Origin of the sequence: Streptomyces sp. 8N706, from assembly GCF_052245415.1 — a bacterium.
Taxonomy (GTDB): domain Bacteria; phylum Actinomycetota; class Actinomycetes; order Streptomycetales; family Streptomycetaceae; genus Streptomyces.
The window spans coordinates 28,665-47,414 of sequence record NZ_JBQQBW010000051.1 but is presented as its reverse complement, the minus strand read 5'-3'; the positions used below and the strand labels follow the sequence as shown (position 1 = coordinate 47,414).

At 70.5% G+C, this 18,750-nt stretch carries 19 protein-coding genes; 15 read left to right on the top strand and 4 right to left on the bottom strand.

Going from position 1 to position 18,750, the window contains the following annotated elements; all coding sequences use genetic code 11:
• The 7 genes from ACTWQE_RS20105 to ACTWQE_RS20075 form a co-directional block, all read left to right on the top strand.
• On the top strand, nucleotides 1-261 hold a 261-nt coding region (locus ACTWQE_RS20105), incomplete at its 5' end, for a hypothetical protein (protein ID WP_443330370.1).
• Nucleotides 258-1,691 (top strand): condensation protein, encoded by a 1,434-nt coding sequence (locus ACTWQE_RS20100; RefSeq protein ID WP_443330369.1) that lies wholly within the window; start codon nucleotides 258-260, stop codon nucleotides 1,689-1,691. The genes ACTWQE_RS20105 and ACTWQE_RS20100, both read left to right, overlap by 4 nt.
• Complete coding sequence (locus ACTWQE_RS20095) at nucleotides 1,688-2,479, top strand: class I SAM-dependent methyltransferase (RefSeq protein ID WP_443330368.1); 792 nt, start codon at nucleotides 1,688-1,690, stop codon at nucleotides 2,477-2,479. Before ACTWQE_RS20100 ends, ACTWQE_RS20095 begins: the two co-directional genes overlap by 4 nt.
• A 4-nt stretch (nucleotides 2,480-2,483) precedes the next feature.
• The gene (locus ACTWQE_RS20090) at nucleotides 2,484-3,638 is read left to right on the top strand and encodes a hypothetical protein (protein ID WP_443330367.1); all 1,155 of its coding nucleotides are present in this window, start codon (nucleotides 2,484-2,486) and stop codon (nucleotides 3,636-3,638) included.
• On the top strand, nucleotides 3,628-3,864 hold the full coding sequence (locus ACTWQE_RS20085) for a Trm112 family protein (RefSeq protein WP_443330366.1): 237 nt from the start codon (nucleotides 3,628-3,630) through the stop codon (nucleotides 3,862-3,864). Before ACTWQE_RS20090 ends, ACTWQE_RS20085 begins: the two co-directional genes overlap by 11 nt.
• A complete protein-coding gene (locus ACTWQE_RS20080; protein ID WP_443330365.1) occupies nucleotides 3,861-4,637 on the top strand; it encodes an FkbM family methyltransferase in 777 nt (258 codons plus the stop codon). Before ACTWQE_RS20085 ends, ACTWQE_RS20080 begins: the two co-directional genes overlap by 4 nt.
• Nucleotides 4,638-4,732: 95 nt before the next feature.
• The gene (locus ACTWQE_RS20075) at nucleotides 4,733-5,311 is read left to right on the top strand and encodes a hypothetical protein (protein ID WP_443330364.1); all 579 of its coding nucleotides are present in this window, start codon (nucleotides 4,733-4,735) and stop codon (nucleotides 5,309-5,311) included.
• Nucleotides 5,312-5,458: 147 nt separating this feature from the next.
• Here ACTWQE_RS20075 and ACTWQE_RS20070 read toward each other — a convergent pair whose 3' ends face one another.
• Nucleotides 5,459-6,112, bottom strand: a complete 654-nt coding sequence (locus tag ACTWQE_RS20070) for an endonuclease (protein ID WP_443330363.1) — start codon at nucleotides 6,110-6,112, stop codon at nucleotides 5,459-5,461.
• 132 nt (nucleotides 6,113-6,244) lie between these two features.
• Between ACTWQE_RS20070 and ACTWQE_RS20065 the strand changes: the two genes are divergently transcribed.
• Both ACTWQE_RS20065 and ACTWQE_RS20060 read left to right on the top strand, forming a co-directional pair.
• Entirely contained in the window at nucleotides 6,245-6,760 is a 516-nt protein-coding gene (locus ACTWQE_RS20065; protein ID WP_443330362.1) for a DUF6328 family protein, read from the top strand.
• Nucleotides 6,761-6,787: 27 nt separating this feature from the next.
• Nucleotides 6,788-7,300, top strand: a complete 513-nt coding sequence (locus ACTWQE_RS20060) for a hypothetical protein (RefSeq protein ID WP_443330361.1) — start codon at nucleotides 6,788-6,790, stop codon at nucleotides 7,298-7,300.
• Between the two features lie 302 nt (nucleotides 7,301-7,602).
• On the opposite strand, the gene ACTWQE_RS20055 is transcribed toward ACTWQE_RS20060, so the two are convergent.
• A complete protein-coding gene (locus ACTWQE_RS20055) occupies nucleotides 7,603-8,127 on the bottom strand; it encodes a hypothetical protein (protein ID WP_443330360.1) in 525 nt (174 codons plus the stop codon).
• A gap of 269 nt (nucleotides 8,128-8,396) precedes the next feature.
• Here ACTWQE_RS20055 and ACTWQE_RS20050 point away from each other — a divergent pair, with 269 nt between their 5' ends.
• Nucleotides 8,397-8,804 carry a hypothetical protein gene (locus ACTWQE_RS20050; RefSeq protein WP_443330359.1) on the top strand — a complete coding sequence of 136 codons (408 nt, stop codon included), beginning with the start codon at nucleotides 8,397-8,399 and terminating at the stop codon, nucleotides 8,802-8,804.
• A 263-nt stretch (nucleotides 8,805-9,067) separates the two neighbouring features.
• On the opposite strand, the gene ACTWQE_RS20045 is transcribed toward ACTWQE_RS20050, so the two are convergent.
• Together ACTWQE_RS20045 and ACTWQE_RS20040 are read right to left on the bottom strand one after the other, a co-directional pair.
• Nucleotides 9,068-9,256, bottom strand: coding sequence for a hypothetical protein (locus ACTWQE_RS20045; protein WP_443330358.1), 189 nt, complete (start codon nucleotides 9,254-9,256; stop codon nucleotides 9,068-9,070).
• A 549-nt stretch (nucleotides 9,257-9,805) separates the two neighbouring features.
• Complete coding sequence (locus ACTWQE_RS20040; RefSeq protein ID WP_443330357.1) at nucleotides 9,806-10,084, bottom strand: peptidoglycan-binding domain-containing protein; 279 nt, start codon at nucleotides 10,082-10,084, stop codon at nucleotides 9,806-9,808.
• Nucleotides 10,085-10,466: 382 nt separating this feature from the next.
• Between ACTWQE_RS20040 and ACTWQE_RS20035 the strand changes: the two genes are divergently transcribed.
• From ACTWQE_RS20035 to ACTWQE_RS20015, 5 genes are all read left to right on the top strand, one after another.
• Nucleotides 10,467-12,011: a substrate-binding domain-containing protein gene (locus ACTWQE_RS20035; protein ID WP_443330356.1), complete on the top strand. Its 1,545-nt coding sequence runs from the start codon at nucleotides 10,467-10,469 to the stop codon at nucleotides 12,009-12,011.
• 19 nt (nucleotides 12,012-12,030) lie between these two features.
• Nucleotides 12,031-12,231 carry a hypothetical protein gene (locus tag ACTWQE_RS20030; protein ID WP_443330355.1) on the top strand — a complete coding sequence of 67 codons (201 nt, stop codon included), beginning with the start codon at nucleotides 12,031-12,033 and terminating at the stop codon, nucleotides 12,229-12,231.
• Between the two features lie 121 nt (nucleotides 12,232-12,352).
• Nucleotides 12,353-12,550: a hypothetical protein gene (locus tag ACTWQE_RS20025; protein ID WP_443330354.1), complete on the top strand. Its 198-nt coding sequence runs from the start codon at nucleotides 12,353-12,355 to the stop codon at nucleotides 12,548-12,550.
• A 113-nt stretch (nucleotides 12,551-12,663) separates the two neighbouring features.
• Nucleotides 12,664-12,855, top strand: a complete 192-nt coding sequence (locus tag ACTWQE_RS20020) for a hypothetical protein (RefSeq protein WP_443330353.1) — start codon at nucleotides 12,664-12,666, stop codon at nucleotides 12,853-12,855.
• 640 nt (nucleotides 12,856-13,495) lie between these two features.
• Nucleotides 13,496-18,196: a beta strand repeat-containing protein gene (locus ACTWQE_RS20015; protein WP_443330352.1), complete on the top strand. Its 4,701-nt coding sequence runs from the start codon at nucleotides 13,496-13,498 to the stop codon at nucleotides 18,194-18,196.
• Nucleotides 18,197-18,750: the final 554 nt, after the last annotated feature.

The window sequence follows — 18,750 nt, the reverse complement described above, 5'->3', positions numbered from 1 at the left end:
ACGGGTGCGGGCGAACCGGTCGCCGTGGACCAGGGCGCGTTCGGTGCCCCCGCACAGGCCCTCGCCCTGGTGGCGCTGGCAGCCGCGGTGGTGACCACGGGCCGGCCGAAGGGCCGTGACGGCGCGGGCCCCGACGACGGCGGCGACGACACCGACGGCGACGACATGCCCCACCAGGCGCGGACAGAGGGGACGGAGAGGACCGAGAGGACGGATCCGACCGGGAGAACAGCGAGCACAGAAGGGACACCGACCGGATGACAGCCCTGCACTCCACCCGGCGCGACCGGCCCGGAGGCCCGCCCGTGCGGCGGATCCCGTTCCCCACCGTGGACGAGGTGTCCCGGCACTGCCTCCAGGACGAGGAGCCGGACACCGTCCACCTCGAGGTGCATCTGCCGGGACGGCCCGAACCCGGGCGGCTGCGGGCCGCGTTCGCGGAAGCACTGCGACGGCATCCCCGCATCCTGATGCGCGAAGCACCCGGCCCCTGGTTCCGGCGGCGGTACGAGTGGGAGCTCACCGGCGACGCCGATGTGGACCCGGTCAGCTTTCCGCCCCCGGGCCCGGACGCCCTCGACGCGGCCCGCGCACGAGCGTTGTCGCTCTGTCCCCCGCTGTCCGCCTCGCCGCCCGTCCGGCTCGAGGTCATCACCTCGGAGGGGGCCGGCGGCGGCTGCGTCCTGCTGCTCACCATCAACCACACCGCTCTCGACGGGCCCGCGTGCCTGCGGGTTCTGGCCACGGCCGCCGAGTTGTACGGCGGAGCGGCCAACTCCCCGGCGCCCCCGCCCGTACGGGCCGCCCGGCCCGCCCGCACGGCCACCGACCGGGCGTCGGCCCCCGCGTCCGCGCCGGCGGCCGGGTCCGGATGGGCCCGGCCCGTGCGGATCGCCGCGGACACACCGGCCGTCGCCACCGGGAACGGCATGCTGATCGCCGAACTGCCCGTCCCGCGCCGCGCCCCCCGCTGCCCCGGCGGCATGCCCCCGTACACCGTCAACGACCAACTCCTCGTGGCCACCGGCCTGATGGTGGCCCGCTGGAATCTGCTCCACGGCCGGCCCACCGGCCCCGTACGGGTCACCATGCCGGTGGACGACCGGCCCCGCGGCACCGACATGCCGATCGGCAACGGCACCCGGCTCGTCGACGTGACCGTCTCCCCCGCGGACCGTGCCGACGAGGAGTTGCTCACCGCCGTGCGACCCGACCCGGACGCCGTCGCACGCCTTCTGCGCCGCACCGCGGAACGCACCCGCGCACTCAAGGCCGCGCCCCGGCCACCGCTCGGCCGGGGCGGGGCGCTGCTCACCGCGCCCGTACTGCCGGTCGGCGCACGGGCCGTGGTGACCCGGCGGCTGCGGCGGGCCTTCGCCCCATGGACCTCGACCACACTGCTCAGCAATATCGGGCGCGTCCCCTACCCGCTGGACTTCGGCGACGCCGGGCGGGCACACGCCGTCTGGTTCTCGGCCCCGGCCCGGATGCCACGCGGTCTGACGGTGACCACGGCCGGTACCTCCGGCCGCCTCCACCTCGCGCTCCGCTGGTCCAGGGCGCTCCTGGACGAACAGGCCGCGGCCACCCTCGCCCGCCTCTTCGCCCAGGCCCTGAACGTCACGGACATGACGGAGGTCCTGGACGCATCGGACATCACCAGGGACGCCACCGCGGGAGGCGCCGGATGACCGCGGCGACCGGCACACCGGCCCCACCCTCCGGCACACCGGTCCCACCCTCCGGCACACCGGCCCCACCACCCCGTCTGCGGGACTTCTACGAGGATCCCGCCGTCCCCGTGGCTTCCGGGGCGGCGCGGACCCTGCGCCAGGCCCGGATGCTCGCCCGCGCCCTGGGGCCCGTACGGCCGGACGGCCCGCCCGCGACCGTCCTGGACATCGGGTGCGGCGACGGCTCGGCCGCGGCCACCGCCGCGCGGCTGCTCGCCGGGCACCGGATCGTCGGCGTCGACTGGTCGCAGGACGCACTGCGCCGGGCCGGGCCCCGGATTCCGCACCTGGTGCGCGGTGAACTGACCGACGGCGGGCTGCCGTTCACCACCGCCGGAGCCGACGCGGTGCTCTTCAGCGAGGTGGTCGAACACCTCGTCGACCCGGACGCCGCACTGGAGGAGCTGCACCGCGTGCTGCGCCCCGGCGGCCATCTGCTGCTCTCCACCCCCAACCTCGCCGCCTGGTACAACCGCGCTCTGCTGCTCGCCGGAGTCCAGCCGGTGTTCTCCGAGGTGAGCCTGCGGTGGATCCACGGCCGCCCGGGCAGCCGGGTCGTCGGCCATCTGCGGCTGTACACCCCCCGTGCGCTGAAGGAGTTCGTCACTGCCTGCGGCTTCGAGGTCGTGACGGTCGCGGGGGCGCCGTTCCACGGCGTACCGGGCCCCCTGCGCCCCCTGGACCGGGCGCTGTGCAGGCTCCCGTCCCTCGCCTCGATCCTGCTGGTGCACGCGAGGCGGGTGTAGGGCGGTGGGGTGGGGGGTCGCCGCCGCGCTGCTGGCCAATGTCCTCTACAGCACCGGCTTCGTCCTGGAGAAACGGGCGCTCGCCGGTCTGCCGGCACTCAGCGCCGGCCGGCCCGTCCGGGTCGTTCTGCTGCTTCTCGGCAGCCCGCTGTGGATCGTCGGTTCGCTCGCCCTCGCGCTGGGCTTCGGCGCACAGCTCGTCGTCTACCGCACGCTGCCGATCGCCGCCGCCCAGGGCCTGTTCGTCTCCGGGCTCGTGCTCCTGCTCCTGCTCTCCTCGGTGGTCCTCGGCGAACGCCCCACCGGCCGGGAGCGGGCCGGCGTCGCCGTCATCACGCTCGCCCTGCTGATGGTGGTGGCCTCGCTGCACGACAGCACGGAGGCGATCGGCCGCGGCGCCCCCTCCGGCACCCTGCTCGCGCTCTGTCTGCCGTCGCTCGCCGCGGGCCTGTGGCTCTACGGGGCGGCGGAGCGGCGGGCGCGGCGCCGGCACCGGCTGCCGCCCACGGGAGTGGAGTACGGGGTGGCGGTCGGCCTGGTCTACGGGGTGAGCTCGCTCGCCATCAAGGGCCTCTCGACCCTCCTCACCACGGATGACATCGGCGTGGTCGCCCCGGCCCTGCTCCGCTCCCCGTACCCGTACCTCCTGCTCTTCACCGGTGCGGGCGGCCTCGTGCTCTCCCAGACCGCGCTCCAACGCTGCCGGGCCTCCCTGCTCGTGCCCGTCTGCACCACCGTCACCTGCGTGTTCACCGTGGCGAGCGGCAGTTTCGCCTTCGGCGAGCCGCTGCCGGAGAACCCGCTCCGGCTAGCCCTGCGGCTGGGCGGCACCGCCCTCGCCATGGGCGTCCTGCTGACGCTGCCGCGCCACGACGCCCCGGGCCCGGACACCCGGGATCCTCGGGGCGGGCGCGCCGTCACCCCGAGCTCCTGCGCTCCGGTTTCCGGCGCGCCGCCGCACGTCTCCACCCCCGGCGCCCCGCCGCACGTCTCCACCCCCGGCGCCCCGCCGCACGTCTCCACCCCCGGCGCCCCGCCGTATGTCCCCCACCCCGCCGCCCCGTCGTATGGCTCCGGCAACACCCTCTCCGTGCTGCCCACCGCCCCTGTCCCCCGCTCCGACTCCGACTCCGGGAAGGACACCCGTCGTGAGCCCTGATGATCCGCTGCTGAAGATCCTCGCCTGTCCGCTCGACAAGGGCCCGCTGACCCTGCTGGAGGCGGAGGAGGCGCTCTACAACCCCCGGCTGCGCCGCCGCTATCCGATCGTCGACGGCATCCCGCAGCTGCTGCCCTCCTCCGGCGAGCCGGTCTCCGAGGAGGAGCACCGACGGCTGGTACGGCGTACCGGCGCCGGCCGGCCGAACCGGCGGACCCGGTCATGACCCTCGCGGCCCGGCTGGCGCCGCGGCTGCCGCCCCGGATGGTCACCGCGGCCGCGGCGGTGCTCTATCCGCGGTTCGAGCCGGAGCTGCGGCGGCTGGCCGACTTCTGCCCGCCGGGCGGCACAGCGGTGGATGTGGGCGGCTGGTACGGGCCGTGGTCGCGGCGGCTGGCCCGGCGTGCGGACCAGGTCGTCACCCTGGAGCCCGTGCCGCATCTCGCCCGGCTGCTCGCCTCGACCGCCCCCGCGAACGTACGGGTCGTGCAGGCCGCGGCGGCGGACCACGCGGGTGTGGCGCGGCTGTGGCTGCCCCCGGGCGGGCGCGGCGACCGCGGGCTCGCCTCGCTCGTACGCCGCGAGGTGCACGGCGGCGCGATCGAGGTGCGCTGTCAGCCCCTCGACGACCTGGACCTGAGCGACGTCACCCTGATCAAGATCGATGTGGACGGCAGCGAACTGGCCGTGCTCCGCGGCGCGGAGTGGACGCTGCGCCGCGACCGGCCCGCGCTCTTCGTGGAGCTCGAAGTACGGATCCAGCCGTTCGGCGCCGTGCTGTCGCAGCTGGCCCGGCTCGGTTACCGCGGCTGGGTGCTCCCGGAGCGGGACTGGGTGCCGCTGGCCTCCTTCGATCTGGCGGCCCATCAGCGCCGTACGGGCCATGTAGCCGACCACGGTCTGCTGCGTCGCGCCCTCACCCCGCCCCGCCGCTCCGTCCGGTACGTCAACTCGGTGCTCTTTCTGCCGCAGGGCAACCACCCCGGCAGTGCGGACTGACCGCAACCGCCCGCCGCCGGGGGCGATGGCAAACGCCCCGCCGTCCGGACCGACCGATGCGCTCCGGCCCCGGCCCGGCCACTACGGTTCTCTCCATGCCGGCTTCCTCGCAGGGCGCTTTCGGCCCGTGGCAGTTCCAGCTCGTCCTGCTGCGGCGGATGGCCGACCACCAGCCCGGCCTCGTCGAGGACGCGCTGCGCGAACTCGGTGCCTCACGGGCCGACATGCGGGAGGCGAACCGCCGCTGGCAGGCGATGATCCGCTCCCCTCGGGCCCGGGGCGCCGTCCAGCGCTACCGCTCGGTGCTCGGCCCGCCCGAACAGGTCCTGCGCCGCCGGATCGGTGACCTCGACTGCGAGGCGCTTCGCTGGCGGCTGCCGCTGTGGCCGGATCTGCTCTTCGAGGCCCTCACCGGCCCGGACGGGCAGGTCTGGAACGAGTGGCTGGTGCGCGCTCCGTACTCGGCCGGTCCCGGCCTCCGTACGGTCGAGGACCTCCGCCCGTGGTGCTGCACGGTCGACGAGGTCGCGCGGGCCTTCGTCCCGGCCACGCCGATGGAAGGCACGGCGCCCACCCGCTTTCGACTGGCCTTCACGGCGCCGGACGGCTCGGGCGAACGTACCGACCACGTCGCGGAGTTCACCTGGGGCCTGTTGCAGCGCCTGGACCCCTGAAGGGCTGCCTGCAGGGCTGTCAGGAGAGCTGCAGGCAGGGCTGCCTGAAACGCTCCACCCCGAAGCGCTGTTCCCCGCGGCGCTGTTGGGGGCAGCCCGGTTCCGCGCAGCGCTCACGTGGCGCACAGACGGGGGCAGGGCTTCGGATCAGTCGCCCGAGGCGGCGCGCACCTCCTCGGCCGCCGACTTGTCGAGGGCCACACGGACCAGGGCCGCCGCGAGCCGGGGCAGATCCTTCTCGTCGACCAGCCCCGCGAGGGCCTTCGCGGACGTCGGCAGACCGATGCGCCCGGCGCCGTCCAGCGCCTTGCGGTCCAGGTACGGCCGGAACTCCGGCCAGACCGCCTGGGCCTCCCTCAGGAAGATGTTCACCCCGGTGGGCCCGATGCCCGGAAACTCCTGCAGCCGTTTCTTCGGGTCCGCCCCGTCTCCCTCGCGCACCCGCCGCAGATCGCCCCCGTACTCCCGCAGCAGCAGGTCGGCACCGTCGCCGAGCTGGGTGGCGGTCCGCTCGTCGTAGCGGCGGTAGCCGCCTTCGCCGAGCGCGTCGACGCGCTGCTGCCAGGTCGCCTCCGCCATGCCGCGCGGGTTCCGCATCCCGGCGGCGAAGAGGGCCCGGGCCGCCGACACGGCGATGCCTGCCTGGATACGGGCGCTGAGCAGCAGCGAGAGCACCAGCAGCTGGTAGAGGGGCGCGGGAGTGTCGCGCAGCTCGATACCGGCCTCGTCCGCGTACGTCTGTCCGTGCCGGTCGAGGAGCGCCCGCACCACACTCTCCTGCGCTGCTTTCTTCCCGCTCATGACGGCCTCACCTCCCTCGGCACTCCCCCGCACATCCCTTGGTCCTCTCCGCCGGGTGCCCGGCATCGCGGACCGCAATCGGCTCGTTCCGGCCCCGGTTTGCGGCCGGGGGGCGGGGGAACCCGTTGGGCCATGAATCGCGAGGCGCACCCTGGCAGCACCGCTCATGAAGCCCGGAGGACCGGCCGGAATGAGACCAGGGAAGAGCGCGCCGACCGGCTGTGGATGGAGCTGCTGCAAGAGGTGCGAGTGGCGCAGACGGGCGTGCAGATCCTGCTGGCGTTCCTGCTCAGCGTCGCCTTCACCCCGCGCTTTCAGGAGCTCGGCAGCTTCGACAAGGGCATCTACGTCATCACCATCATGCTGGGGGCCGCCGCCACCGGGGCGCTGATCGCCCCCGTCTCCTTCCACCGCATCCTGACCGGTCGCCGGCTCAAGACCGAAGCGGTCCAGTGGGCGTCGCGCTTCACCGTCACCGGCCTCGTCCTGCTGCTGGGCACGGTCAGCTGCGCCCTGCTGCTGATCCTGCGGGTCGTCGTCGACAACCAGCTCGCGGTGTGGCTGTCGCTCATCGCCCTGGTGTGGTTCGCGACCTGCTGGTTTCTGCCTCCTGCCTGGCTCCGCCACCGGAGCCGGCGGAGCCGCTGACGCCCCACTCCTGTCCGGAGGACCACCATGGACAGTGCACCCCGGATGCTCGGGATCTATCTGAACGACCATCTGGCCGGAGCCACGGCGGGAGTCGAGCTGTCGAGGCGTATCGCCCGCGAGAACCGCCGGTCGGCACGCGGTCCCGATCTGGACCGGCTCGCCGACGAGATCGCCGAGGACCGGCAGACGCTGCTCGACATCATGGGCGGCCTCGGCGTCCCCGCCCGCCGCTACAAGATCTACGGCGCCTGGGCGGGCGAGAAGATCGGGCGGTTCAAGCCCAACGGCCGTGTGCGTCAGCGCTCCGGACTCAGTACGGTCGTCGAACTCGAGGCGATGCAGCTGGGCGTGCGGGGGAAGTGGCTGCTCTGGCGGGTGCTGAACACCGTATCGGCGCGGTATCCCGGTCTGGACGGGTCACAGCTGCGGCGCCTGCTGGAGCGGGCCGAGAACCAGCTGGCCACGTTGGAGAGCCTGCACCTCTCCGCCGCTTCGGTGGTGTTCGACCCCGCCCGCCCCGACGACAGCACCGCCTGACTCCCCAGGCCACCGGCCGGGCCCACCGCCGCCGCCCTCCGCTGATCGATCGCCTGACTCCACCGGCCGGGCCCACCGGCGTCCGCCGTCCGCCGATCGTCGGCCCCTTCCTCCGCCGATCGTCGGACGCCGCCCTTGAAATCCCCCGACGAAGAGCGCGGAAGATCCGGTTTGGGCTCGATTGAACAAGTCAGGAGACCGCTGCCTGCCGCACGAGCCGGAGGACGTACCGGCACGGACCGGCCAAGCCGGGAGGCAGGCGGGTCAGTGGGCGCCCACGGTCAGCTGGTGCCCGTAAGGGGTCAGCCGGTGCCTACGGGATCGCTGTGGAGGAGCTCGAGGAGCTGCGGATGGTGCAGCTCGGCGACCGATGCCGTCAGGTCCGGGTGCCGCAGCAGTGAGGCCGCCTGGCGATCATGACCGTCGGGCGCCGTGAGGCGGCGGAAGTCCACGGGTGACGCAGCGGTGTGCTCACCCTCGGTGACTGCCGCGACCGCGGCAGTCGCGAGGGCGGGCGAGGTGAGCAGGCATGCCGCCCAGCTCGCCACGACCTCGTCCACCCAGGTGCGCCAGGCGTACTCCTCGTCACTGAACCCGGCCGCGTCCGCTCCGACGAGCCAGTCCAGCCGGCCGGAGCCGCCGGGCCCCGCCATCGCCACCAGCTCGGCGTCCATCGAGGTCGGGTACCGCAGCCATGCGGCCACGGTCACGGCTTGCCGGGCCTGGGCCTCGGCGAGTGCGGTGCTCATGGGCCCGCCGGCCGCCGGGTAGGCGCGCAGGAGCCACTGAGCGGTAGCTGCTATGACGGACGACAAGTCCACGGACACCGACGCCGCCTCCTTCCGGGCCGACAGGGTCGGCCACGGTACCGGGCGATCCGGTACCGGAGGAATGACGGACGTCACCATCAGGGAGTCCGATGCGGCGGGGCGGGACTCCCCCGCTGCACAGCACTGTGCGACCGGCATGCCACCGCTCTTGGGCTGAGCGCTCCGGGGTACTCGTGCGACAGGTGAGGACCGCCCCGGCACGGGATCTCCGATCCCTTGTGCCGGACATGGTTCGGCCTTGTCGGCCTTGCCTGGAGGAGGCTGTGATGAACCCGGTACGCGTCGCCCGGGCCCAAGGCGTGTTCAACGTGGCCAGCGGTGCCTGGCCGCTGCTGGACCTGCGCGGCTTCGAGCGGGTATTCGGCCCCAGGAGGATGAAGGCGGAGCAGGACTGGCTGGTGAGAACCGTGTCAGGGCTCCTGGTCTCCACCGGCTGGAGCCAACTGGCCTCCTGCTCCGCGCCTGCATGTCTGGTCCAGGCGCGCCGGGCCGGCCTCGGCACCGCCCTCACCCTGCTGGCGGTCGATGTGGTCTACGTCCCCGCCGGCCAGGCGCGCCGTAGCCATCTGCTCGACGCGCTCGTCGAGGCCGGCTGGCTGCTTGCCTGGTGGCGGGCCGGCCGCCTGACCCGTACCGGCACCCGGTACGAGGGTGGGCTCGCCACAGGCGGCTGAGAGCTGGGGACGACGTGGGGGCCGTACGCGGGCCCCGAGGCAAGCGGCTCGGGAGGCAATTCGCCTCGGGCTATGAGGCAGCAGGGGGCCGCTCATAGCGCGGTTGCGGCCAGGCGCGCGAACGGGGGCCGCCACGCACGGGAGCGTGGCGGCCCCGCGTGAGAACCGGGGGCCGCCAGGCGTTATGGGTACCGAAGCGTGAAGGCGCAGGGCCGGGTACGGGTGGTGCTCAAGCGTGGGGAGGTGATCAGGCCGGGAGGTGATCAGGGCCGGGGACGGGGCTGCTCCCCCTCCTGGTTTCCGGGCTTCCGGTCCTGTTCCTCTATTTCCTTGATCTCCTTCTTCCGCTCCTCTTCGGCTTCCTTCATCTGCTCCTTCGAAGTCCCCAGCACCTCTCCGGCGTGGTCCTTCACGTCCTTGGCCTTGTCCTGGAAACGGTCCTTGGAGGCCATCGGGTCCGCCTTCCGAAGATGGGTTGTGAGCGTCACCGGTACCCGCAGGGCTCCCCACCATTCAACTCATCCGGAAATGAGCCTGACCCACAATTAATGCAGGGTTGTCGGTGAGCGGGGTCCATCGCCGCTCCATCTCCCCACGAGCCGATGCCCACGGAAACGAAAGAGGCACGGTGAGTAGCGAGTCGTTATTCCGGCCGGTCCATGACGACCTCGGACCCGGGACCAGAGAAGGGGGCGGGCACTGTGGTTCCGCCGCGGCCGCGATGCTTGAGGTCTGCCGTGGCCCGGCAGGAGGGATCTGGTCCCGCAACGACGCCGACATTGCCCCACACGACACGCCACGCCAAGCCACGACGCGGCGGCTACCCGACGCGATGGGGACCACCGCGTGCGGTGCGGCAGGCCGGGGCACACCTCACAGGCACCGGCCCCCGCACCCTCACGTCACTCCATGGGACGTCGTCCTCCACACCATGGACTCGTCCTTCCCAGCTGGGCGTAATGCTGCCCGTTTTGAGCCCCTGGCACAGCGGAGTGCCGCGCTCAGCAGACGAATTCCGGTGAGTTGGCCCAGAAGGTGAGGAAGGACCATGTCTGGGCGCCGATGATTCCATCCACCGTGATGTCCGCGCACTTCTGGAACCTCTTGGTGGCGGCGTCAGTGACCGGTCCGAAGATTCCGTCCTCGAGAAGCTTCTCCCCGTCCAGTGAAAAGTTGAGATAGCACTGTGCCTGCTTGACCGCAACTCCCGATGAGCCACGCTTGAGCGTGGGGCGGGCGTTGGTGAAAATGCAGGGCTGAGCTTCTGTGCTGCTGGTCATCGTCGGCTCCTCCGTGGCTGTCGATTCCGATCCGGCCGGTGAGTACCGAGTGACATGTGACGGACCCTGCCAAGAGGTTTGTTGACCCGCGGCTGCCATGCCTCTTCCAGGGATGCCATGCCTCCTTCAGGGAAGCACAAGGCCTCACCCACCGCATGTTGATGGCACACGGTGTGGCCACCGATGCCCCATGGGCCGTGCCCTCATGGGCCGTGCCCATGAGTCGACACGGACAACGCGCGCGGCGGTTCGAACACACGGGCACCACCTCAACGGACAGTGAACTCCTGCCGAATGCTCCCCGCCACGCGGAGTCGAGGGCCGCCCGCACTCATATGTTCTTCAACCTCATCTCTCCTTCTCCCGCACAGCGGAGGCGGTCATGGACAACTTTCCGTGGGAAGTCACTCTCGCGGTCCTCGGTGTCGTCGTCCCGATCATCGCGGCGATGTACGAGTTCCTCTTCGTCGGCCGCAAACGGCTCGGCTACCGCGTGCAGATGGACACCACCGCCACGGACGCGGTCCACTCCCAGTACGCGGGAGCGTTGCAGCAGCTACAGCAGGAGAACGGAGCACCGCTGGTCGACCCGTCGTTCGTCCTGCTGCGTGTGGAGAACAACGGCGCGACCAACATCGACACCAGCGACTACGCAGTCCTCGACGACGACAAGGTCGGCATCCGCGTCAGATTCCCCGGGCGCAGAGTGGCCGGAATGGTCGTGACGGAGCTCAGCGACGATTTCCTGCGCCCGTCGTTCGGCCAGGAATCAGGCCTGAGAGTGCAGAACGGCATCATCGAGCTTCCCAAAGTGCCCTTGAACCGCTCCGCGCACTACAAGGTCCTGGCAGCCCTCGAACGCTCCGCCGACGACATGGCCGACCACCGCGAGGAGTTCGACGAACCCGAGATCGTCGGCGGCATCAAGGGCGGAGTGGGGAACGGGAGAATACAGGAGACCAAGAGCCGTACCGGGACGCCCACCCAGGCCATCGCGCTGGTCTGCTTCCTCGTCCTGGTCATCCTCGCCCAACTCACCGTCTCCCTCGCCACGAACGACACGGTGGCCCCGCTGGACTGCGCCACGGGAAAGCTCACCCTCACCGGGTCCACGGCCTTCAAGCCCGTACTGGAAGAGGCCGCCAAGGCGTACAAGGACACCTGCCCCGGGGCCAGTTTCGCCTTGGACCTCGGAGGCAGCACCGCAGGGCTGGAGAAGCTGAAACAGGCTGGGGAGGAGAAGAGCTCCGGCAGTCCCGACTGGCTGGCGTTCTCCGACGGAGACAAGGGCGACGCGTATCCGAAGCTGCTGCCACGCCCCATCGCCTTCTCCCTCTTCACACTCGTCATCAACCAGGAGGCCGGTGTCGAGGACCTCTCCCTGCGCCAGATCAGGCAGCTCTACGCGGGGCGTATCACCAACTGGAAGCAGCTGAACGGAAAAGACCTGCCGGTCCGCCTCATCAGCCGGTACGACAACTCAGGCACCCGGAAAACCTTCCAGAAACAGATCCTCGAGGGCATACGGGAGCCCGGCAGCAACTCCGATGACTGCCTGAACCGGGATCCCGGCACGCCGCGCGGGGTCGTACGCTGCCAACGCGGCTCCACCAGCGATATGCTGAACGCCGTCGCCGACACACCCGGCGCCCTCGGCTACAGCGAGGTCGGGCTCGCCTCGCGCCGCGATGGTGTGCGGCGCCTGTGGATCGACGGCCACCCGGCCACGCTGCGGGGAGCCGACCACGGGGCCTACCCCTTCTGGGAGACGGAGTATGCCTACACCTACGGGGAGCCCCGGGCCACCTCCCTGACCGCCAGCTTTCTGCGCTATCTGACGAACGAGGTCGGCAAGGACATCGTGCGCTCCCACGGCCACCGCCCCTGCGCCGAACTGCAGAACCCGATGCTGTGCCGCCCCTCCTGACCGGACGAGGGCCGGGCAGATGGTGTTGAACCTCGCATCGTTCTGCGATGCGGTGGCCGTCAATGTGCGCAAGGGCAACCAGAACGTCGGTCTCAGCTGGGACGGCAACGGCGCCGCGAGCAGGTTGACCAACCAGATGACGAGCACATCGCATAACATCACCAGGGCCGACTTGAGGAACTCGGCGAACTGGAACGCCATCTGCGCCGCCTGCGCATAACAGCCCATCAGGGACTCGAAGGTCTCCTTGATCTCGCCAAGTTTCTTGCTGAACTGGTCGAAGTACACGGTGGCGGCGTCCGCGGGTCAACGCGATCCCCGTCGGCGGGCAGGCCGCGTCGGTGGCCATGTTCGCGCTGGCCGCGGCACAGGCTCTCCGGCTCATGCAAATGTGGGCCGAGGCGGCCAAGGCGTTCGACACGATGGCGTCGGCGCTGAGCGCGCTCGGCGTGGCCATGTCCGCGGCCATCAACGGGTTCTCGGCGGCGGACGGATTTCCCCAGGTGGGCACCGGTGGCTACGACCACCGGGCGGTATAGCGGAGAAGGCGGTCCGGATCACGGGTTTCTTCGGTGGGGTCGAGGATCTTGATCTCTTCCTGACGCGGTGCTGCTACCTGAGCATCGGGTCGGTCCCAGCCTGGTGGGGCGCCATGCTCTTCTTCACCACGGAAGAGGGCTGGCACTTCAGCTTTCTCCTTGGTTGCGTCCTCCCGCCGATCGCCGCTTACCTGGGGGTCCGGGGCAAACGGGAGATCCGTACGGGGATGTCGGCGACGGCGCTCGCGCTCGCCTTCGCCACGTTGCCGTTGGTGCTCGCACTGGCGTCCCTCGAGAGCTCGTAACACGATCGTGGGTTGTCGGTCCTGAACTTTGTCGGAGACGGGGGCCATGAACGACGGACGACGCCAGACCGGCCGTACCGCCGGGGTTCCGGTTTTGATCTCACGCATCAGGTGCTCCTTCAGGACGCGCTGACGGTCCGGGCAGGAGGGCCCTGTCGAGAGAAGACGGGATGCCGTTCACTCCTTCCCTTCCTGGCAGTTCACTGGTTCCCCTCCCCGATGGGCCCGGCCACGGACGTGTGGTCGTCTCTTGTCTGTCCGCGCCCCCGGCTGACTTCGGTTCGGCTGGGCCCGGCAGACCTTGCGCGAACGTATGAGCTCGCTACGGGGGCGTAAATGATGCCAACGGGCGTACCAGGGCACGGAATGCACGCCCCCGCCTGAGCCCGGGGCGCTGCTCCGTTTGAGGTAATTCTGCGCTTTGTCTCTGGAGCGGCGTCACGAATCGTGGGTCCATCAGTGGTAATGGCCGCTGGTTACCCACGTATGTGCCGACAGCGCGCAGGGCGGGACGTCTCTCGCCGATGCACACTTCCAATTTCCTTACGTTTCCGGGGTGTCGTGCCGGAACGCTCAGTACCGAGCAGCGGGCGCTGCCGGGTGACAAGGGGCCGCCATTCCGCTTACGAAGGGGCGCATCATGGCAGCACCCACGCTCACCCTGGTGGCCTCGGCACCTGCCTCATCGGTCTTCGGTCAGCAGGTCACCTTCACCGCTACCGTCATCTCCGTCCTTCCCGGCATGGGCACTCCCACCGGCACAGTCACCTTCGTCATCTCCGGGAGTGGTGGGGGCACTTACACCGTGCCTCTCAACGCGAGCGGAAAGGCCATTGTCACCGCGACCGCGCTCAGCACGGGCACGCACTCGGTCACCGCCACCTACAACGGCTCGGCCCGGTTCACGCGATCCAGCGGAAATTTCCAGCACGCCGTACTCAAGGCCAGTACGCGCACCGCGGTTTCGTCCTCGCCCAATCCGTCGGCGCGTGGGCAGGCGGTCACCTTCACCGCCACCGTGAGGGCCGTGGCCCCGGGTGCCGGAACCCCCACCGGCACCGTCGTCTTCGTCATCGACGCCCTGCCGGCGATCTCCGCGCAGCTCGATGCGAACGGGGTGGCCACCGTCAGCGTGAACGTCCTGGGAACGGGGACCCATTCCGTCAGCGCGATCTACAGGGGTGATATCAGCTTCCTTCCCTCCACCGGCAGCGGCACCCACACCGTGGCCCCGGCCCAGAAGCCGACGACGACCACAGTGACCACCTCGCCCGACCCGTCCGTCTTCGGACAGCCGGTCGCTCTGACCGCTGTCGTCGCGCCGGCTCCTCCTGGCACCGGACTTCCCACCGGCATCGTCACGTTCACTGTCGACGGCCAAGGCGGCGGTACATTCACCGCACCGCTGGACTCGTCCGGTACCGCCACCGTCACCGTCGACACGCTGGGGACCGGTAGCCACAGCGTCACGGCGGCCTACGGCGGCGACGCCGGCTTCGCCTCCTCCTCCGGCGCCGACACACACACCGTCGACCAGGCGGACACCACCACCGCCGTGTCATCGGCCCCCGACCCCTCCGTCTTCGGCCAGGACGTCACCTTCACCGCTGTCGTGGCACCCGTACCACCGGGCGCGGGTGCTCCGTCGGGGGTGGTCACCTTCACCGTGGACGGCGGCGGCACGTTCACGGTGCCGTTGGAGGCCGACGGCACCGCCACCGTGACGCTCGGCACGCCTCCGGTCGGCGAGGTCACGGTCACGGCGACCTACGGCGGGGACGCTGTGTTCGCCTCCTCCTCCAGCGCCGACACGCACACCGTCGACCAGGCGGACACCACCACGACCGTTTCCTCCTCGCCCGATCCCTCTGCGGTGGGTCAGGCAGTCACCTTCACCGCCACCGTCGCGCCGGTGCCGCCGGGCGCGGGGACACCCAACGGAATCGTGGTCTTCTCCATCAGCGGCGGACCGACGCTCACCGGAACTCTGGTCGACGGCGTCGCGACGGTAACCGATTCCACGTTGTCCACAGGGAGTTACTTCGTCATCGCCACCTACGAGGGCGACGCCGGTTTCGGCCCTTCCACCGGCACCGACACCCACACCGTCGCGGGTGCCTCGACGACCACGACGGTGACCTCTTCGCCGGATCCATCGGTCTTCGGGCAGCAGGTTACCTTCACCGCCGTGGTCTCCCCTGTCGCTCCCGCCACGGGGACTCCCACGGGCACGGTCACCTTCGACTTCGGCGGCACATCCGTCACCGCGCCGCTCGACGCCACCGGCGTTGCGACCGTGACCGAGAACGCCCTGCCTGCAGGAAGTTACTCCGTCATCGCCACCTACAACGGCGACACCGACTACGTCTCCTCCACCGGTACCGACACGCATGTCGTCGAACGGGCTTCGACGACGACCACGGTGACGTCGACTCCCGATCCGTCGGTGTTCGGGCAGGTCGTGACCTTCACCGCGGTGGTGACACCGGTCGCGCCGGGGGCGGGGGTTCCCACGGGAACGGTCACCCTCACCGAAAGCGGCGGGGGCACTATCACTCTGCCCCTGGACTCCAACGGCGTCGCCTCCGTCACCAGCAACGCCCTTGCCGTACGGACCTACAGCGGTACTGCGACCTACAGCGGCGATGCCAACTATGCGCCGTCGGCAGGCAGTGACACCCACGTCGTCGAACCGGCGGCCACTACCACGGCGGTGACGTCATCACCGGACCCGTCGGTCTTCGGGCAGGATGTGACCTTCACCGCCACCGTCACGCCGGTCGCGCCGGGGGCGGGGACACCCGCGGGTCAGGTCACCTTCACCATCGACGGCACGACCACCCTGACGGGCACCCTCGCAGGCGGCGTCGCCACCGTCACCTACAGCGTTCTGGCCGCGGGAAGTCACACCGTCGTAGCCACCTACGTCGGCGCCGGCGACTCCAGGTTCACCTCCTCCTCCGGCGCCGACACCCACACCGTCAACCAAGCAGCGACGACCACGACGGTGACGTCGTCGCCGGACCCCTCGGTCTTCGGTCAGCCGGTCGTCTTCACTGCCGCCGTCGCACCCGTGCCACCGGGAGCCGGAACACCCACCGGCACGGTCACCTTCACCATCAGCGGGGGCGGAGGAACGACCACGGTCCCCGTCGACACCGACGGCACAGCCACCCTGACCCGCACCTCACTGCCCTCCGGAAGCCATTCGGTCACCGCCACCTACAACGGCGACACCAACTACAACCCCTCGGCGGGGACCGACACCCACACCGTCAACCAAGCAGCGACGACCACGACGGTGACCTCCTCTCCCGATCCCTCCGCCCTGGGCCAGACCGTCACCATCAGGGCCACCGTGGACGCCGAACTTGCCGTGACCGGTACGCCTTCGGGCACAGTGACCTTTGTGATCAGCGGCAGCGGCGGCGGCACCTTCACCGAAGCCCTCGACACCAACGGCACAGCCCAACTCGACATCACCACTCTCGACCTGGGCCCCCACACCATCACCGCCACCTACAACGGCAGCACCGACTTCCTCACCTCAACCGACACCACCACCCACACCGTCGAAGTCGAACCCTCCAGCAACACCACCGTGACCACCACCCCAGACCCCTCGGTCTTCGGCCAGAACGTCACCGTCACCGCAGCCGTGACACCAGCAGGCCCCGGCCCCCTCCCCACCGGAACCATCACCTTCACCATCTCCGGCACCGGCGGAGGCACCTTCACCGTGCCACTGACCGACGCCACCGCCACCCTCACCCTCGACACCCTCAGCGTCACCACCCACGCCATCAACGCCACCTACAACGGCGACACCAACTACAACCCCTCCACCGGCGCAGACACCCACACCGTCAACCCCGCCGCCACCACCACGACAGTGACCTCCACGCCCGACCCGTCAGCCTTCGGGCAGGACGTCACCTTCACCGCCGCGGTGGCTGCCGTGCCGCCCGGGGCAGGGACACCCACGGGACAAGTCACCTTCACCATCGACGGCACCACCACCCTCACAGGCACCCTCGACGCCACCGGCACCGCCACCGTCACCCACAACACCCTGACCGCCGGAAGCCACACCATCGAAGCCACCTACGTCGGCGCCGGCGACGCCAGCTTCACCTCCTCCACCGGCACCGACACCCACACCGTCAACCAGGCATCCACCACCACCACGGTGACATCGACCCCAGACCCCTCGGCATTCGGACAGCCGATCACCATCACCGCAGCCATCGCACCCCTAGCACCAGGAGCCGGAACACCCACCGGCACCGTCACCTTCACCATCTCCGGCGGCGGAGGAACCACCACCATCCCCGTCGACACCGACGGCACAGCCACACTGACCCTCAACACACTGCCCTCCGGCAGCTACACGGTGACCGCCACCTACAACGGCGACAGTGACTTCGCAGCCTCGACGGGCACCGACACCCACGCCGTCAACCAGGCGTCCACTTCCACCACCCTCTCGGGAACGCCTGACCCGTCGGTCTTCGGGCAGTCGGTCACTTTCACCGCCACGGTCGCGGCCGTGGCACCAGGAGCCGGAACACCCACGGGAACCGTGACCTTCACCATCTCCGGCGGCCCGACACTCACCGGGGCCCTCGACGCCTCCGGGGTCGCCTCCGTCAGCACCAGCACACTCCCCGCCGGCAACTACTCCATCACCGCCACCTACAACGGCGACACCAACTACACCCCATCAGCAGGCACCGACACCCACACGGTCAACCGAGCACCGACCAGCAGCACAGTGACATCCACGCCCGACCCGTCGGTCTTCGGACAGCCCGTCACCTTCACCGCGGTCGTGGCCTCGAGTGTGCCGGGCGCCGGCACTCCCACCGGCACGGTCACGTTCTTCTTCGACGGCGGCTCGCCCGTCACGGCGTCACTGGTCGGCGGCGTGGCCACAGTCACCCGCAGCAACCTCAGCGTCGGTCCCCACACGGTCATGGCAAACTACAGCGGCGCCTCGAACTTCGCTGCCTCGAGCGGCACGGACACCCACACAGTGAACAGGGCGGCCTCCACCACGGTGACTGTCTCCTCGCCCGATCCGTCCCAGCCCGGCAATGTAGTCACCTTCACGGCGACGGTGACGGCCACACCCCCGGGGGCGGGGACGCCCACCGGTACGGTCACGTTCGTCATCGGAGGCCCAGGCGGGGGTACGTTCACCGCGGCCCTGGTCAACGGCGTGGCCATCGTCACCAACCAAGGACTGTCCATCGGCTCGCACGCTATTACCGCCACCTACAACGGCAACGCCCAGTTCGCTCCCTCCACCGGCACCGACACGCATACGGTCACTACGTGACCAGCCGCCCGGGGTGGGCGGCGACGAGCATGTCAACTCCTCGCTGCCCAAGGGTTCCGCAAAAAGCCCCCGCCGCGCCTCCGTCGAGCGCGCTGCCGCCCAGCGGTCGCGTCCGCCGGGTGGTGAGCGGCGTGTTGCACAGCCCCACCCCCGTGCCGGGCTGTGCCTGCCCGTGGTGGCCCCGTCTCCAGCTGAAGCCCACCTCCGGAGACGGGGCCGGCAGGGGCTTGGCCTGCCCCCAACGGGCCGTAGCCGTCGCCCCCGCCGCGCGGACCATCCCCACGCGAGCGGGGATGGTCCGCGCATGCACCGGCGCGGGCGATGCCTTCACGGGGGCTTCCTGCCGCACCACCTCTCGGGCACCCCGGCGCAGCAGCACAGTCGGTCTGTCGAACTGCCGCCCGATCAACCACCAACCGGGGCCATCGCTGAGTCGGCCACCGGCCTCGCCATCACTCAGGGCTTGAGTCTCCAGCCGCCAGCAGTCCCACTCACACCGGCATATACGAGGACTGCCCTGAACTCCTCCCCAGAGGACCGTGCGACTCGACCGC

Coding starts and splice junctions, on each gene's coding strand:
- ACTWQE_RS20095 (WP_443330368.1), top strand. CDS start 1,688: ATGACCGCGGCGACCGGCACACCGGCCCCACCCTCCGGCACACCGGTC.
- ACTWQE_RS20045 (WP_443330358.1), bottom strand. CDS start 9,256: ATGGCCTCCAAGGACCGTTTCCAGGACAAGGCCAAGGACGTGAAGGAC.
- ACTWQE_RS20040 (WP_443330357.1), bottom strand. CDS start 10,084: ATGACCAGCAGCACAGAAGCTCAGCCCTGCATTTTCACCAACGCCCGC.
- ACTWQE_RS20030 (WP_443330355.1), top strand. CDS start 12,031: ATGGTGTTGAACCTCGCATCGTTCTGCGATGCGGTGGCCGTCAATGTG.
- ACTWQE_RS20075 (WP_443330364.1), top strand. CDS start 4,733: ATGCCGGCTTCCTCGCAGGGCGCTTTCGGCCCGTGGCAGTTCCAGCTC.
- ACTWQE_RS20065 (WP_443330362.1), top strand. CDS start 6,245: ATGAATCGCGAGGCGCACCCTGGCAGCACCGCTCATGAAGCCCGGAGG.
- ACTWQE_RS20060 (WP_443330361.1), top strand. CDS start 6,788: ATGGACAGTGCACCCCGGATGCTCGGGATCTATCTGAACGACCATCTG.
- ACTWQE_RS20020 (WP_443330353.1), top strand. CDS start 12,664: ATGCTCTTCTTCACCACGGAAGAGGGCTGGCACTTCAGCTTTCTCCTT.
- ACTWQE_RS20070 (WP_443330363.1), bottom strand. CDS start 6,112: ATGAGCGGGAAGAAAGCAGCGCAGGAGAGTGTGGTGCGGGCGCTCCTC.
- ACTWQE_RS20080 (WP_443330365.1), top strand. CDS start 3,861: ATGACCCTCGCGGCCCGGCTGGCGCCGCGGCTGCCGCCCCGGATGGTC.
- ACTWQE_RS20015 (WP_443330352.1), top strand. CDS start 13,496: ATGGCAGCACCCACGCTCACCCTGGTGGCCTCGGCACCTGCCTCATCG.
- ACTWQE_RS20100 (WP_443330369.1), top strand. CDS start 258: ATGACAGCCCTGCACTCCACCCGGCGCGACCGGCCCGGAGGCCCGCCC.
- ACTWQE_RS20050 (WP_443330359.1), top strand. CDS start 8,397: ATGAACCCGGTACGCGTCGCCCGGGCCCAAGGCGTGTTCAACGTGGCC.
- ACTWQE_RS20035 (WP_443330356.1), top strand. CDS start 10,467: ATGGACAACTTTCCGTGGGAAGTCACTCTCGCGGTCCTCGGTGTCGTC.